This is a genomic window from Streptomyces naganishii JCM 4654 (genome assembly GCF_014650575.1).
GTDB classification, from domain to species: Bacteria; Actinomycetota; Actinomycetes; order Streptomycetales; family Streptomycetaceae; genus Streptomyces; species Streptomyces naganishii.
The window spans coordinates 115,796-131,971 of record NZ_BMVF01000005.1; the positions used below are offsets into that span (position 1 = coordinate 115,796).

11 protein-coding genes are annotated in these 16,176 nt (G+C 71.0%); 6 read left to right on the top strand and 5 right to left on the bottom strand.

The annotated features are described in order from the left end of the window. Positions 1-61 precede the first annotated feature (61 nt). The 3 genes from IE217_RS10760 to IE217_RS10770 form a co-directional block, all read right to left on the bottom strand. Complete coding sequence (locus IE217_RS10760; RefSeq protein ID WP_190177554.1) at positions 62-2,236, bottom strand: FUSC family protein; 2,175 nt, start codon at positions 2,234-2,236, stop codon at positions 62-64. 315 nt (positions 2,237-2,551) lie between these two features. Further along, positions 2,552-3,727, bottom strand: coding sequence for a glutathione-independent formaldehyde dehydrogenase (locus IE217_RS10765; protein WP_190177555.1), 1,176 nt, complete (start codon positions 3,725-3,727; stop codon positions 2,552-2,554). 299 nt (positions 3,728-4,026) lie between these two features. Continuing rightward, positions 4,027-5,148: a hypothetical protein gene (locus tag IE217_RS10770; RefSeq protein ID WP_190177556.1), complete on the bottom strand. Its 1,122-nt coding sequence runs from the start codon at positions 5,146-5,148 to the stop codon at positions 4,027-4,029. Positions 5,149-5,464: 316 nt separating this feature from the next. Here IE217_RS10770 and uvrA point away from each other — a divergent pair, with 316 nt between their 5' ends. Continuing rightward, entirely contained in the window at positions 5,465-7,933 is a 2,469-nt protein-coding gene (gene uvrA / locus IE217_RS10775; RefSeq protein ID WP_190177557.1) for an excinuclease ABC subunit UvrA, read from the top strand. Between the two features lie 172 nt (positions 7,934-8,105). Further along, on the top strand, positions 8,106-8,768 hold the full coding sequence (locus IE217_RS10780) for an SDR family oxidoreductase (protein ID WP_190177558.1): 663 nt from the start codon (positions 8,106-8,108) through the stop codon (positions 8,766-8,768). 184 nt (positions 8,769-8,952) lie between these two features. On the opposite strand, the gene IE217_RS10785 is transcribed toward IE217_RS10780, so the two are convergent. Beyond that, entirely contained in the window at positions 8,953-9,315 is a 363-nt protein-coding gene (locus IE217_RS10785) for a hypothetical protein (RefSeq protein WP_190177559.1), read from the bottom strand. Between the two features lie 522 nt (positions 9,316-9,837). Here IE217_RS10785 and IE217_RS10790 point away from each other — a divergent pair. The 4 genes from IE217_RS10790 to IE217_RS10805 all read left to right on the top strand — a co-directional run bounded on the left by IE217_RS10790 (position 9,838) and on the right by IE217_RS10805 (position 15,403). After that, entirely contained in the window at positions 9,838-11,619 is a 1,782-nt protein-coding gene (locus tag IE217_RS10790) for a PucR family transcriptional regulator (RefSeq protein WP_190177560.1), read from the top strand. Positions 11,620-11,858: 239 nt separating this feature from the next. After that, positions 11,859-12,179 carry a DUF2795 domain-containing protein gene (locus tag IE217_RS10795; protein ID WP_190177561.1) on the top strand — a complete coding sequence of 107 codons (321 nt, stop codon included), beginning with the start codon at positions 11,859-11,861 and terminating at the stop codon, positions 12,177-12,179. A gap of 822 nt (positions 12,180-13,001) precedes the next feature. Beyond that, positions 13,002-14,417 (top strand): cytochrome ubiquinol oxidase subunit I, encoded by a 1,416-nt coding sequence (locus IE217_RS10800; RefSeq protein ID WP_190177562.1) that lies wholly within the window; start codon positions 13,002-13,004, stop codon positions 14,415-14,417. Then, the gene (locus IE217_RS10805; RefSeq protein WP_190177563.1) at positions 14,414-15,403 is read left to right on the top strand and encodes a cytochrome d ubiquinol oxidase subunit II; all 990 of its coding nucleotides are present in this window, start codon (positions 14,414-14,416) and stop codon (positions 15,401-15,403) included. Before IE217_RS10800 ends, IE217_RS10805 begins: the two co-directional genes overlap by 4 nt. Before the next feature lie 250 nt (positions 15,404-15,653). On the opposite strand, the gene IE217_RS10810 is transcribed toward IE217_RS10805, so the two are convergent. Continuing rightward, the gene (locus IE217_RS10810; protein ID WP_190177564.1) at positions 15,654-16,139 is read right to left on the bottom strand and encodes a hypothetical protein; all 486 of its coding nucleotides are present in this window, start codon (positions 16,137-16,139) and stop codon (positions 15,654-15,656) included. Positions 16,140-16,176 lie beyond the last annotated feature (37 nt).

Consider the following 16,176-nt stretch of genomic DNA (forward strand, 5'->3'; position numbering starts at 1 on the left):
GACGCGGCCGGGAGACCATTTCCCGTTCCAGGAGGCGCGGCGCTCTGCGCCGCCGACGCCGTCAACCACCTTGGTGTGCGGGCCCTGATCCGTTACCTTCCGCAGCCAGGGTCGCCCGCACTCGCTGCTCCTCGCGAGCGGAGCCGACGTCCCGTTCCAGGGGTGTGCGGCTCACAGCTGTCGCGAGGTCTTCCAAGGCTCGTTTTTGCAGTTCCGCTTCGCGCCGCACGACCGGGCTCCCGCTGCCGGAGACGTCCTCCCACGCCTGGAGCGCTTCCTCCACGCGTCCCCAGTCCGGGTTCCTGTGCTCGCGCACGTCGGCTGCCGCCTGCGCGGTGTCCGTCTCCAGGGCCTCGGCGAATCGCTCCGCCTGGGGGACGAAACGGCTGTCGGCCGGCGGGACGTGGCTCTCCATGAGCATCGCTGCCCGGCCGAACCCCTTGAGCGCCTCCTGCGCCTCCTGCGCCTCGCGCGACGTCAGACCCCTGGGGCGGACCGGTTCCTGTCGTGCCCGGTCGTATGCCTCCTGCCAGGCGGCACGTGCCTCCCTGCTCTCCAGCAGTGCCCGGCGCACGTCGGCGTGATGCTCCCGGGTCGGTTCGGCGTAGTTGCGGAGCACCGCGGCCGCGTAGCGGCCGTTGGCGGCGAGCCAGTCCGCGAGCCGGCCCGGCAGCCGGGGTGTCTCCCAGGCGGGGAACACCACGTAAGCCAGCATGGCCAGGGCCCCGCCGAGCAGGGTGAGCACCACCCGCTCCGGGACCGTCTGCTCCCATGCCTGGCCGCCCATGCCGAGCAGGAAGACGACGTACGCGGCGGTGAAGCACTGGGAATAGGCGTAGCCGGTACGGTTCAGCGTGTACGACAGGCCCGCCGAGACCACGGCCAGCGCGCCGGACACATGGGCGTCCGGGCCCAGGGCCCGCACCATGCCGGTGGCCAGCGCGACCCCCGCCAGGGTCCCGGCGAGACGGGCCACCGCACGCGCGTACGTCCGGTGGAAGTCCGGCCGCATCACCATCACCGAGGCGATGGGCGCCCAGTAACCGTGGCCCAGGGGCAGCCGGGCGGCGATCAGATAGCCGAGCGTGGCCACGGCCGCCAGGCGGACGGCGTGCCGGAACACGGGCGAGTCCCGGCGGAGTTCACGGCGGACCGCCCGGGCGACGACCGGTACCAGCCGGAGCATGGTCGGGCGCATCAGGAACTGGGCGCCGGCGGGGCCGGGCGGCGTGGGCGTCCTCCCGAGCGCGCAGCCGCTCCCGGCGATCTCCAACGCCTCGCCGAGCAGTTCCACGAGCCGCTCGGCGGCCTGCCGCGCGGGGCCCTCCAGCACCTCGTGCTCCTCGTCGACGCGCAGGACGTCCGTGCTCTCGGGCCGTACCTCGGCGGGAGTGCCGCGGCGGATCGAGCGGGCGGCCGCGTCCAGGACGTCGGCGGCCGCGTCGAGCAACTCCCGCGCGCGGTCCCGCCCGGGTCCCTCCGCCGGGGCGCCCACGTCCGGGTCGGCGAGCGCCGCGAGCACCGGCCGAATACGTTCGGCGAGTCCCCGGGGGCCGTGCAGGACGGAGGGACGGGTGCGGGCCTGTGACGGCGTCACGGCGGCCGCGTCCCGGGCCGTCATCAACGGCTCCGGGTCGAACGGGGCGGTCGGGTCGTGCCGCAGCCGGCGGGCGTAGTCCGCCACGGCGGCCAGGGCGTCGGCGAGCGCGTCACGATGCGCTCCCCAACGCCGGATCGGGAACAGCCAGATCAGCAGGGCCTGCGTCACGCCCCCGAGTGCGATGACCCCGGCGTGCTCCAGGGCGTGCCCGACGCTCGTGGGCAAGGTGACGGTCACCAGCATGCTGCCCACGGTCGTCGCCGCGACGATCCCGGCTGTCGATCCGACGGCCCACGCCATACCCGCGGCAAAGGCCCATACGGCCAGCAGCGCCAGGAACGTCACGAGTCGCCCCGCCGCCAGGTAGCCCACGAAGGTGCTGAGCGCCAGACCCGCGCCCGCGCCGAGCGCGACCACCTTGCGCGGACGCCAGCTGCGCTGGAAGGTGGCCCCACCCGCGGAGTAGGCGCCGAGGGCGGCGGACGCGGCATACGCAGGGGAGACCAGCCACAGCGCCGGCCCGATGACGATGGCCATCCCAGCGGCCGCACGCAGCGCGAGTAGGGGCTCAAGCCGCGTCTCCTCGATCTTGAGCCCAGATCGCACGACCTCCACGAAGGCCCGCAGCCACGTCACGGGTGTCCGCCTGGCCGGAACGCCCTGCCGCGGCGCGTCGGCCTGGTTGAGATGCGGTAGCCGTCGGGCAAGGAAGCCTCCCGCACGGGCCGCCGGCCGGCCGGCGGCCGCAGCCGTTGGAGGTGCCGCTGCCACTGCGGACACCGCTGAGCGTCCGCCGTCCGTCCGCCAGGCCGGAGCGCGGGCAATCGCTGTTGGTTCAGGTCCGCCCGACGCGCGGCTGTCGGCCCCGGTTCCGTCCGGGGGACGGGCAGGTCGCCACCCGTCCCCCGGACCGGTGCACGGGAGACAAGGAGCACGGCGGCCCCGGGTCTCTTACCGCTTGTGGCCGTTGCCGTGTCCGTCGGGGTGCAGGACCACCTTGGTCCAGCCCTCGTCACGGGCGTCGAAGTGCTCGTAGGCGGTGGGAGCCTCGTCCAGGCTGAGTTCGTGGGAGACGACGAAGCTCGGCTTCGCCTTTCCGCCGGCGATGAGGTCCCGCAGGGCCCGGTTGTACTTCTTCACCGGTGCCTGCCCGGTTCCCATGCGCTGGCCCTTGAACCACATCATGCCGAAGTCGATCGGGACCTTGCCCTGGGCCTCCAGTTCGCCCTGGGCCTCCGCGCCGCCGGGGTCCTGGGGCAAGAACACGCCCACCACACCGATGTCACCGGTGAACCTGACCGAGTCGATCAGGCCGTTGAGCGTGAGACTGGCGTCTTCGTGTCCCTGGGGATCGTGTGCCTGGTAGCCGACGCATTCGCAGCCGTTGTCGGCGCCCAGACCGAGGGTGGCCTCCTTGACGACCTCCGCCGGGTTCTGCTCGGCGGTGTTGATCGGGATGGCTCCGATCTCCTCCGCCTTGCGCAGCCGGTCGGGCTGGTGGTCGGCCGTCCAGACGCGGCCGGCGCCCTTGAGGAGGGCGGAGTAGGTCGCCATCAGCCCGACGGGACCGGCCCCGAAGACGATGGTCTGGTCACCTGGTTTGACGTGGGCCATCTCGGTGGCGTGGTAGCCGGTGGGGAAGATGTCGGCGAGCATGACGTAGTCGGTCTGCCGCTCGGCGGCGTCCTCGCCCAGGCGCAGAGCGTTGAAGTCGCCGTAGGGCACGCGCAGCAGCTCCGCCTGGCCGCCCTGGTAGGGACCCATGTCGGCGAACCCGTACGCGGCTCCCGCGAGCGCCGGTTCCGGCTGCATGGTCAGGCAGTAGTTGGTCAGACCCTGCTCGCACTGCTTGCAGAATCCACAGGCGATGTTGAAGGGCAGGACCACGTACTCGCCCACCTGGACCTTGCGGACGGCCGAGCCGACCTCCACGACCTGGCCCATGTTCTCGTGTCCCAGGGTGCGGCCGGACTCGAACGAGGTGCGGCCCTCGTACATGTGCAGGTCCGAACCGCAGATGTTGGTGGTGGTGATCCTGACGATGATGTCGCAGGGGTGTTCGATCTTCGCGTCCGGTACGTCCTTCACAGTGACCGTCCGCGGTCCTTCGTATACCGCTGCTTTCATGATGGCTTCCCTTGATGTCGCGGCATTGCGGTGATGCAGAGGGCACGAAGCGCCTGACTCTCGGAAGGGCTGCCACGAAAGTCCGTCGCTCCGGGACACCTCTGCGGGGCCGTTCTCCTGGATCAGGTGGAGCGGTCGTTTCGACGCCGGCCGGCGAGGCGGAGCTTCGGCGCTCCGGCGGCGTGCGGTGCGGGTCCCCGTCGGCCCCCGAGGCGAAACAACCACGCGCCGACCGATCAGCGGGATCACCGAACCCGGACGACCGCCAACCGACGGCACATCCCCGACTGAGGCACCCGCTAGTCGCCGTGGTCGTCCTGTAGCGCGCTGCGACGCTCCTGTTCGCGCTTGGAGTAGGCGGCTGCCCGGATCGCCTCGTCGCTCTCCAAGCCCGACCCCAGCGCGCCGCCCACCGTGGCGACCGAAGCGACGAACCAGGACAAGGTCCAGTATTCAGTGGCGTGCAGCGGGGTTCGTGTCGTGGAAGCGTACACCCGGTCGTTGAGGATGAAGAGCGCCCAGACCAGGTTGATGACCATCAGACCCACGTAGCAGACGATCACCCCGATACCCACGGTCACAATCGTCGAGGCGTTGTACAGAGCGGCCCTCTTCCTCGCCTCCGGCGAAACCTCATCCGTTCGATGCCACAGCTTCGCGTCCACGATCAGCCAGCCGATCATGAGCGCGACAGACCCGACCGTGGCGATCACCAGGCGCGGAGTGCTCAGGTAGGTGGCCAGGTTCCAGATGGTGGAGTTCACGGTGGCGACCGCTCCCGTGGCGAGGGCGGCCGCCAGGGCCTTCGACAAGCCCGGCACCAAGCGCCACGGCCGGTTGGCGCGGACCATACCGAGGAGCACCCTCAAGTAACCGCGCGGCCCTCTGACGACGTACCGCAGATCGGCGATCTCCTCCTCACCGATCCGGCCCGGATGGATGGGCGCGAGACGACCGACGAAAGGCCCCCGCAACGGCTGACTTCCCGGAGGCCCCTCAGCCCGAGTGGCCCGGAGGCCCGCCAAGCTGAGCACGGCTTCTTCGACGGCCTGTCGGGCTCTCGTCTGCAGCCGGAAGCCCCCCAGCGTGGGAAGAGACAGCAGCGCCAAGCCGTGTTCGTGACTCAGATCCACCACGAGCTTGCGCCCGTGCGAGTGCAGCGGAAGGTCGGTGAGGGCCACGACGATGTCCCAGCCCTCCGCGCGCCTGCGGTCCATGACGCGACGCGTCAACGTCGGCAGGTCCTCGGTCCCCGCGGTGAAGGGCTCGCTGACCACCTCGACGTCGAACCGTCGTCCCTGGCCTGACCTGTCGGCGAGCCGATCAGGCAGCATCTCTGCCATGCGCTGCGCGATCTCCGTCGGCGCATCCGGATCCGCCAGGAGGGCCACGACCGTAACGTCCTGTGACGACACCCGCATGGCTCCTTCTCGTCGGCTGCCCCGCGCTCACATGGCCACAGGATGCCCTCGAGGTAAGGCCGACGCGGCGTGACACGCTGGCCCCTGCCGGCAGGCGCAGGCGGTACGGTCGGACCTCCTCGTGCTCCCCGTGCAGGGCCCGCTCCACCACCGGCCACACGGTTGTGTGCGCCACCACGAACACCTGCTCCGCGCCAACCCGGGCGGCACCGCACGCCGCGCTAGCGCCGTGAAGCACTCGGGATGGTCCCTGGGGGAGGGGCCCGGTGACGGCGCCTGTCGCGCGGTTCGCGGCGCGATCAGGTAATCAGGAACGGTGGACAAGGACGCGGCCGACCCCCTCGTGCATGTGCGGGGCGCCGGTGAGAACAACCTGCGGAACATCGATGTCGACGTTCCGCGGGACGCGATGGTCGTCTTCACCGGCGTCTCCGGTTCCGGCAAGTCCTCGCTCGCGTTCGGCACGCTCTACGCGGAGGCCCAGCGGCGCTACTTCGAGTCCGTAGCGCCGTACGCCCGAAGGCTGTTGCAACAGGTCGGCGCCCCGCACGTGCAGGAAATCACCGGGCTGCCACCGGCCGTGGCCCTGCAGCAGCGCCGCGGGTCGCCCAGCTCACGCTCGACGGTCGGCACCCTCACCACGCTGTCCAATCTGCTGCGCATGCTGTACTCCCGCGCCGGCACCTATCCGCCCCGGGCCGCGCGGCTGGAAGCCGAGTCGTTCTCACCCAACACCGCGGCCGGCGCCTGCCCGGAGTGTCACGGGCTGGGCGTCGTGCACGACGTCGCCGAGGACCTGCTCGTCCCGGACCCCTCGCTGAGCATCCGCGAGGGGGCGATCGCCGCCTGGCCGGGTGCCTGGCAAGGAGCCAACCTGCGCAGTGTCGTCAGCGGCCTGGGTATCGACATCGACCGGCCGTGGCGCAGGCTCAGGAAGAAGGACCGGGACTGGCTGCTGTACACGGACGAGCAGCCGTCCGTGTACGTCGAGCCGGAGGAGGACCGCGTCGACTACGGCTACCAGGGCAAGTTCTGGAGTGCCCGCAAGCACGTCATGCACGTCCTCGCCGACTCCAAGAGCGAGAAGATGCGCGAACGGGCGCTGCGGTTCGTCAGGAGTGTGCCCTGTCCCGCCTGTCACGGCAGCGGACTGCGGCCCGAGGCCCTCGCCGTGACCTTCGCCGGACGTTCCATCGCCGAGGTCAACGCGATGCCGCTCACCGAGGTCGTGGCGCTGCTGCGGCCCGTCGCGGGACGATCCGAGGCCGACGCCACCACGTCGACCGCACGATCGGGGGAGACGACCGAGGTCGCGGTCCGGATCTGCGGCGATCTGGTCGCGCGGATCGACGTACTGCTCGACCTGGGCCTCGGATATCTCAGCCTCGGGCGCCGCTCGACGACCCTGTCGCCCGGCGAGGCGCAGCGCCTGCGGATCGCCACCCAACTGCGCTCAGGGCTGTTCGGCGTCGTCTACGTCCTCGACGAGCCCTCCGCGGGCCTGCACCCGGCTGACGCGGAACCGCTGCTGGACGTGCTGGACCGCCTCAAGGCGGCGGGAAACTCGCTGTTCGTCGTGGAGCACGACATGGACGTCGTACGGCGGGCCGACTGGGTGGTCGACATCGGTCCCGGTGCGGGCGAGGGCGGCGGACGCGTGCTGTACAGCGGCCCGGTCGCCGGTCTCGAGCGGGTCGCGGAGTCGGCCACCAGCCAGTACCTTTTCGGGCGCGCACATCCGCTCGATCACCGCCCGCGCACACCGCACGGCTGGCTGCACCTACGCGGCGTCTCCCGCCACAACCTGCACGACGTGTCCGTCGACGTACCGCTCCGCGTCCTGACGGCGGTGACGGGCGTGTCCGGTTCCGGAAAGTCGACGCTGGTGACGCAGGTGCTCGCCGAGGTCGTCCGCGGCCACCTCGGACTCGTACCAGAGGAACCCGACGAGGCGCGGCTGGAGGTCGACGTCCAGGACGCGTCGGGGGTCGAGTCGTTCGACCGGCTGGTTCGGGTCGACCAACGGCCCATCGGCCGAACTCCCCGGTCCAACCTGGCCACGTACACCGGGATGTTCGACGCGGTGCGCAAGCTGTACGCGGCGACGGACGAGGCCAGGGCGCGCGGCTACTCGGCCGGGCGGTTCTCCTTCAACGTGCCCGAAGGGCGGTGCGAGACCTGTCAGGGCGAAGGGTTCGTCGCGGTGGAACTGCTGTTCCTGCCGGGCACCTACGCGCCGTGCCCGACCTGCCACGGCGCCCGGTACAACGCCGAAACACTGGAAGTCACCTACCAAGGCAAGAACATCGCGGAAGTACTGGCGCTGTCCGTCGACGCCGCCGCCGAGTTCCTGTCCGCCGTCCCGGCCGCTTCCCGCAGTCTGGAGACCTTGCGCGAGGTGGGCCTGGGGTACCTGCGGCTGGGCCAGCCCGCGACGGAACTCAGCGGCGGTGAGGCGCAACGCATCAAACTGGCCACCGAACTGCAGCGAGCCCGCCGCGGGCACGCGCTCTACCTGCTCGACGAGCCGACGACGGGGCTGCACCCCTCGGACATCGCCTTGCTGCTGCGACAGCTGCACCGGCTCGTCGACGCCGGCAACACGGTCGTCCTCGTCGAGCACGACCTGGACACGATCGCCACCGCCGACTGGGTCATCGACCTCGGTCCGGGCGGCGGCGACGCGGGCGGGCGGGTGGTCGTGGCGGGCCCGCCGGCCAAGGTGGCCAGGGCTCGCCGCAGCGCCACCGCACCCTATCTCGCGGCCCGGCTCGCGCGCTCCTGACGGCAGAATCGCGATCACGAATCCCCGAACCTGCGGCGCGGCCCGGTGGCCGGGTGGTCTCGCGCACCAGCGCGGTGCGCGAGTACGCCGGCTATACGGCAACCGCGGGACCCGACCTGCCGCGACAGTGCCGTAGCCCGGCGTGAGCGGTCGCGTGTGGCAAGAATGACCCATGCACATCGTGATCGCGGGTGGACACGGAAAGATCGCGCGCCGGCTGACCCGGCTGCTCTCGGCGCGCGGCGACAACGTCACAGGGCTCATCCGCAACCCAGACCACGCCGACGACCTGCGCGCGGACGGCGCGGAACCGGTGGTGTGCGATCTGGAGCACGCCTCGGTGGACGAGGTTGTCGGCCACCTTCGCGGCGCCGACGCGGCACTGTTCGCCGCGGGCGCCGGACCGGGCAGCGGCGCGGCCCGCAAGCAGACGGTGGACCGGAACGCGGCCATCCTCCTCGCCGACGCGGCCGAGCGCGCCGGGATGCGCCGCTTCCTGGTGATCTCCGCGATGGGCGTGGACAGCCCGCCGCCACCCGGCACCGACCCGGTGTTCGCCGCCTACCTGAAGGCAAAGGGCGAGGCGGACGCCGACATCGCCTCCCGTCCGGGACTGGACTGGACGATTCTGCGCCCGGGGATGCTGACCGACGACCCCGGCAGCGGCCGCGTCACGCTCGCCGAGCACACCGACCGCGGCCAAGTGCCGCGCGACGACGTGGCCGCGGTGCTGGCCGCCCTGCTCCACGAGCCCAGGACCGCCGGGCGCATCCTCGAGCTGATCAGCGGGTCCACCCCGGTCGAGGAGGCGGTGCGCGCCGTGGCCGGCGACTGACGCCGCACCCCGCCCTCGCCCGGGCGCGGGTGACGACTCACACCCGGGCGCGGGGCGCTGTGAAAGCCGCTGCGCAGCGAGGCCGACAGCACCCGGACGTCCCCGGAGCGAGCCATCCCAGGCGGAGGGCGAGCGGGGCGACGACGCCTAGCGCCACTGGACGTCCCGTCTTCTTCCGGCGCTGTCACCGGTTCCCGGCCCGCCTGCCGTCCAGCGGTCCGTGCAGGTGCGCGACGGGGTTCTCGATGTCCGCGCATTTCTGCTGTCCGGCGCGTACCTCGGCAGAGAGCACACCGCAGCGGTGGACGCGCTCGAAATCACCGTAGGGGAACTTGTACCGGCCCTTGGTCTCCTCTCCCATCTCGTCGTCGATGCCCAGGTACCACCGGGCGTATTCGTCGAATCCGTGCTCCTCGAGGTAGGCGTTCTCGTCCGCTGCCGAAGGCCGGTGCTCGCTCCACTCGTCCCGGTCGTCCAGGACGATCCGGCCCTCTTGGGTCAGCTTCTTTGCGTGGTTGAACGCCGTCGCGTTCAGTTTCACCGTCATGCCGTTCACCGCCCCATCGACGGCCGTGTTCAGATGTCGGCTGCTGCCGCCCGGACATCCTGTCGAGCCTGCCCCATCAGCTCGTTCAAGTGGCCGACCTCAGGAGTGAGTTCCCGCGCGCGGCGCGTACCGTCCGGGCGTCGGCGGGGGCAGTTCCTTCTCCTCGCCGGGGACGGCCGGAACGACAGGCGCCGCGAGCCGTACCTCCGCCACGGCCGTGCAGCGCCTCGACGAGGAGGCCGAGGAAGGCGGGCCGCCACGGGCGAAGGGCTCGAGCAGGCCACCGGGACCGCGGCGTCTACTACGACGGACGGAGGCCGCCCGAGACACCATTGAAGCTGAGCTCCCCAGGGTGACGGACCGGGTGGCTCCACGCCTGCGTCTGGCGAGTCAGGAATGCACAGGTCCGGTCGCCCCACGAGGACGAGAGAAGGGATCCACCCATCTCGGGTAACCGGCCCGTGAGTGGGTACGCGACATGCCGCTCGGTTCTCTGAGGGCTTCGAGGGACGGAGTGGTCTCATGACCGGCAGCCGGTCGCACAGCCTGTACCACCGCTCCTCCCACCGGAAGGGCAGCCTTCCGGTGGGCAGCGCCGGGCGGGACCCCACGGCCGCGCGCGGAGGGCCCCGCCCGCCCGCCAACGCCCCGGCCAACCATGCCCTGCACGAACTGGTCGCGCTCTCCCGCGCCCTGTTCGGCGCTCCGGACGAAGTCGAGATCCTGCGCCTGGCCATGGACCACATAGCCGCTGCGGGGCCATACAGCGCCGAGGCCGGATACCTCAAGGTGGGCGGCGACCTGGTTCCCAGTCCAAGGGACGGGCAGATGCCTGCCCTGGCCGTGAGCCGTAGGGTGCGGGAGCTGGCCGGGCAGGACGGCTACGTGACCGTACCCGGCAGGCCCTGGGGCCGGGCCCTGGGGCTCCGCGGACTTGAGGGACTCCACGGCTACCTCGTGGTCACGTCCCGCTCCCGGCCCACCAAGGCCGAGCGATCCCTTCTCGCCATGCTCGTCCGGCACACCGCCGCCGCACTGTCAGTCGCCTTCGCACACCGCCGCCGACGCGAGGACGCGCTGGAACTGCACCGACTGAGGGAGGAACGCACAGCCCTCCAGCGGCAGCTGATCTCCGTGGTGGCTGAGCTGGGCTACGAGCGAGCCGTTCACGCGCTCATGGCCGGCGCCGCCGCCTCGGGCGGCGGCGAGGAAGCCGTCACCCGCGCACTGCACGGGCTCACCGGACTCCCCGCGCTGGTCGAGGACCGCTTCGGTCGGCTGAGGTCCTGGACCGGCCCCAGCCGCCCCGTCCCCTATCCGGAACCGGACCCCGTGCGCCAGGACGAAATGCTGCACGCCGTCGCCCGTCAGGCCGGGCCGGTGCGGATAAGGGACCGGCTGATCACCCTGATCCGCCCGCACGGCGAGATCCTGGGCGTGCTGGCCCTGGTCGATGGCCGGGACGAGGCCGACGAGCACACCGTGCTCGCGCTGGAACACGCTGCCGCGTCACTCGCGCTGGAGCTGACGCACCTGCGCAATCTGGCCGAAGTGGAGCTGAGGCTGCACCGCGAGCTGGTGGACGACCTCCTGGCAGGGACGGACGAGGCGAGCGCCTACGCCCGGTCCGATGCTGTCGGACACGACCTGCACCGCAGCCACTACGTCGTCGTGGTGCAGTGGTCGAACCGGACCGCCGACGAATCCTTCGCACAGACTGTGGGGCGGGCGGCCTCTAGCGTGGGCATGCGCTCGCTGCTGACCCGACGCTCCGACCACGTCGTCCTGGTCGCCGACGACAGGCCGCACCCCCGGGCGCTGTACGAGGCGCTCGTCCGGGAGACCGGAACACGGTCCGGAACGATCGGGGTGAGCGCCCCTTCCGACTCCCTGAACGACATCCCCCACCGCTACCAGGAGGCGCAGCGCGCCCTGGACGTGCGCCGCCACTCCCGCGAGCACTACGGCACGACGTTCTTCGACGAGCTCGGCCTCTACCGCATCCTGGGACCCGGCAACGATTACCGGGAACTGGAGACGTTCGTCCATGAGTGGCTCGGGCAGCTCATCGACTACGACTCCCGGCACCAGGCGACCATGGTGGAGACCCTGTCCCGGTACTTCGACTGCGGCGGCAACTACGACGAGACCGCCGACTCCCTCGCCATCCACCGCAGCACGCTGCGCTATCGGCTCCAGCGCATCCGCGACATCAGCGGCAACGACCTCGCGAACGTCGAGGACCGGCTCAACCTCCAGGTGGCAACCCGAGTCTGGAAGATCGTGCTGGGCGGGCCCGGCTGACGCCTCGCTGGAACTCCGGTGGGAGCGGTGTCGGCAGCACCGCAGTGGGTGGGCCGGGGGGCGGAGGAGCAGCAGCAGACAAGCTGAAGGCACGACGATCACCTCCGCCGGGCAGGGTCCTCCCAGGCCCAGGCCGGCAAACCGGGGGAAATCCGGCGGGTGAAGGAGGTGAGTGAGCGGCCCCTGCCGGTTACCCGGGGTGGCCCAGGATTCCGGATTCCGATGAGGGAGAAGGGGCCATGACTCACAGTACGAGCGCCCGGGACGTGGTGGAGGCCATCAAGGATGTCGACTTCCCCGCCGGCAAGGACAAGCTGATCGAAGCGGCGAGCCGGTCGGGCGCCGCGCCGGACGTCGTCAAGGCGCTGCGCGGCATCCCGGCCGAGCAGTACGCCAACCGCGAGGAGGTGGCCAGGTCGGTCCGCGTGGACCCCGACTCCGACCTCGGGCTGAGCCCCGCACAGCGGGCCGAGCAGGCCCGGAAGGGCGGCAGGCCGGGACAGTCCCAGCATCTGCGCGAGGTGCCGAAACCGCCGGTCGAGGAGGAGCTGGACAGCTGACGGCCGGGCCGCTCGGTGCGTCGCGGGCCCGGGACGGTGTGGCACCCGCCCGTCGTACACGACGAGCTCGCTCATGCCTCCCCGGTAAGCCGCCACGCGGCCGACTCGCCCGCAGCGGCGGGTACCTCGCGCCGTGCTCGGAGCATGCGAGAAAGTATTCGCCCTGTCCGCTGACCGGCGCCGACGAGATGGCCCTGGAGAAGGAACCGGCGAAACCGCCACCCGCTGGGGCGGGCGTGCCCCGGAGCGGCCGTCTACCATCGAGCGCGGAAGGCAAGCATCCTCAATATTCCCCCGTCATCGATCGACCTGGCCGCTCAGGAGGGTCTTTCTTCCGGCCGGTTGGAAGTGCCGAAAGGTAGAGGCCGTGAACGATCCGGATGACACGGACAGGATCCTTGAAAAGGTGGCGGAGAACGCGGGGAAACGCGGCCCGCAGCCGACTCGAGGCGCCTGGCGGCATGCCGCAGGGTGGGAGGGCGCCCGCGGCAACGACTTCGCCACCCCCGGCACCGTGTGCGCCTTCCAGGCGCACCGCAACAACCACGACCCGGCGGCGCCGCGTCCCGCCGGGCTTCCCCGTCCCGGGGGCCGTCCGCGCGCTCGCCTGCGCACTCCCGCCCGCCGCGCCGGGTCCACCTTCGTGCTCCGCACCCGGCGGATACACCGTACCGGCCGTCTCTGACGTCATCGGCGGCCGCGCCCTCGGACATGCGCCGCCCGGCGTGAGTCTCCGGCACGCCCGGGTACCGGCGCCAGCAGCCCGTTCCCACCCCGCGGCACGAGTATCGTCCGCCGCCGTCGGAGCCAGAAAGAGAATTCATGGTGCTGTCTGCCCTGCCAACAGCCGCCGACCCGCCACAACTCCTCCCCGCGCGTGAGCAGATGGCGTTCACACTGGGCTTCCACATCATCCTGGTGCCCTTCGGCCTCGCATTCACCTTCATGATGTTGGTCTGCCACTACCGGGCGCTGCGCCGCGGCGATCAGCAGGCGCTGGTCCTGGCGCAGCGATGGTCCAAGGTGGCCGCCGTGCTGTTCGCGGTGGGGGCCGTGTCCGGCACCGTGCTGACGTTCGAGCTGGGGCTGCTCTGGCCCGGGCTCATGGGCAAGTACGGGCCGGCCTTCGGGTTTCCGTTCGCCGTCGAGGGTCTCTTCTTCTTCCTCGAAGCAATCTTCGTGGCCATCTACATCTACGGCTGGCAGAGGCTGCCCCCGTGGCCGCACTTCTTCACCGGCGTCGTGGTCACCCTGGCGGGCGTCGGCGGAACGGCCTCCGTCATCGCGGCCAACAGCTGGATGAACCAGCCCGCCGGAATCGCGGTGCGCAACGGGCGTGTGGTGGGCGTGATCCCCTCCCAGGTCTTCTTCAACGGCGCGTTCTGGTGGGAGATGGTGCACATGCTCCTCGCGGCGTACATCGTCGCGGGGTTCATGGTCGCGGGCGTGTACGCGTGGGGCCTGCTCAAGGGGCGCCGGGACCACTACCACCGGCTTGGGTTCGCCGTGCCGTTCACGGTCGCCGCGATCGCCATGCCGCTGCAGTTCCTCGTGGGGGACACGATCGCCCGCCAGGTGTACGACAGGGAGCCGGCGAAGTTCTCCGCCGTCGAACTCCTCCCGACCACCGGTGATCACGTCCCGGAGACCCTCGGCGGCATCTTCGTCGACGGCAGGGTGCGCTACGGCATCCAGCTTCCCGACGTGGCCTCGATCCTCGCCGGTTTCACCCCGTCCACCAAGATCAAGGGCTTCGACGCGATCCCCGCAGCTGTACGCCCCACGGACTCGGTCGTGAGCATCGTGCATCTCGCCTTCGACGTCATGGTTGCGACCGCATCGCTCCTGCTCCTGCTGGCACTTTGGTTCGCCTGGCAGTGGTGGCGGCGGCGCGCGGTGCCGACCAACCGCTGGTTCCTGCGAAGCTCCGCGGTCTCCGGGCTGGTCGCGCTCGTCTCTCTGGAGAGCGGCTGGGTGGTGACCGAGGTCGGCCGCCAGCCCTGGACGGTCGTGGGACTCCTGCTGACGGAGAACGCGGTCGCCACGCAGGGGAACCTGTGGCCCTTGTTCTCCACGGTCCTCGTGATTTACGCGTGCGTCGCCGTCGGCGCCTTGTACGTCTTGCGCACCTTGCGCCGCCGCTGGTCGGAGGAGGGCGCGGAGGCCGCTGTGGTCCCGTACGGCCCTCGGGCGGCGCCGGCGACGAACGGGCACACCTTCGGAGGAGATGACGCATGAGCGATCTCATCGCCGGGGTCCTGTTCATCGGGGTGATCGCCTACGCCCTCTTCGGCGGCGCCGACTACGGGGCCGGCTTCTGGGATCTGACAGCCGGCGGCGCCGCGCGGGGACGTCCCGTACGGGAGCTGATCAACGTCTCCATCAGCCCGGTGTGGGAGGCCAACCACACATGGCTGATCTTTTGCTTCGTCACGATCTGGACAGCCTTCCCCCAGGCATTCACCGCCATGACCACCACCCTGTACATCCCCCTGGGCCTGGCGGCGTTGGGGATCGTGGCCAGGGGCTCGGGCTTCGCCTTCCGGCACGCGCTGGCCCGAGGGCGGGGAGAATGGATAAGCGGTGTCGCCTTCGCGTGTTCGTCGGTGCTGACCCCGTTCTTCTTCGGCACCGTCGCGGGCGGGATCGCCTCCGGTCGCGTCCCCTCGGCCGGGCACGGTGACCCGCTGTCCAGCTGGGTCAATCCGACATCCGTTCTCGGCGGCGTCCTCGCGGTCACCGTCTGCGCCTACCTCGCCGCCGTGTTCCTCACCGGACAGGCCCAGCGCCGAGCGGATCCCCCTCTGGAAAAGGCGTTCAGCCACCGGGCCTTCGGGGCGGGCATCGTTGCGGGGCTGGTGGCGCTCGTGGGCGTGTTCGTCCTGCATGCGGACTCCCCGCGCCTGTTCCACCAGCTCAGCACGGTGGGTGCTCCGCTCCTGGTCGTCTCGGGCCTGTGCGGCTTGGCCGCGCTGCTCCTGTTGCGCAGGGGCAGCCCTCCTGTCGTGCGCACCCTGGCGGCCATCGCGATCACCACCGTCGTCGCGGGATGGGGAGTGGCTCAGTACCCGTACCTCCTGGGCACCCACCTGACGATTCAGCAGGCGGCGGCTCCTACGGCCACCTTGTGGGTGCTGATCTTGGTGTCCTTCGTCGCGGTTGTTCTGATCGCACCCTCGCTCCTTCTGCTGTACAGCCTGCAACTGCGACGCAAGCTCGGCTGACGATCGAGACGGCGCACACAGTCACCGCCGATGCCGACCCGGCGCACCACGGATCCCGGCCGTGGGAGGCCGCCGTGCTCTCCGCCTGCCTCATCGCCCTCGCTGGCGGTCCCGTGTTACTGCCTGCGGACCTGCCTGTAGCCGCTGTACGCGACCTTCCCCAGCACACCGGGGAAGCGCCCCGCACGCACGGCCGGACATCTGCCGACGATCCGGCCGGACGCGGCTTTGGCAGCGCTGGCGCAGCGGCTCAGCCGACTGTGGTGGCCAGTGCCTCCTCGGCTTGGCGGACGCGCCACTCCTCGATGGTTTCCTGCTGCCGCCGGGCTCGTTCGAGCAGCATGTCGAGCCGGGCAGGGTCCAGGCGCTCGTCGGCGGCGCTGAGGCGGCGCAGGAGCTGCCACCCGGCCGCCTTTCCCTCGACCCCCAGCCGTAGGGCCTCCAGATCCAGCATGGTGCCGAGCGGTGACGGGCGTAGCAGATGGCCGTTGGGCTTCAGCCGTCCCAGCTTCTCGCCCACCCAGCCGGCGCACACCTTGTAGCGGCGAACGGGAACGCCGAGATCCGCCATGATGTCCAGCAGCTCTGCCCGGTCCTGGGCGATCTCGGCTGCTACGGGCCCGATCGCGCGGCCGAGCGCGGACCCGCAGGCAGCGCGCGCCAGGCGGGTGGCGCGGTCGGTCCCGGCGGTGGCGCCGGCGAGGTGGTCGTTGAGATAGATGCCGAGCAGCCTCATGTCGACACCTGGTCCCGTTGGGCGGCTCTGGGTCGTC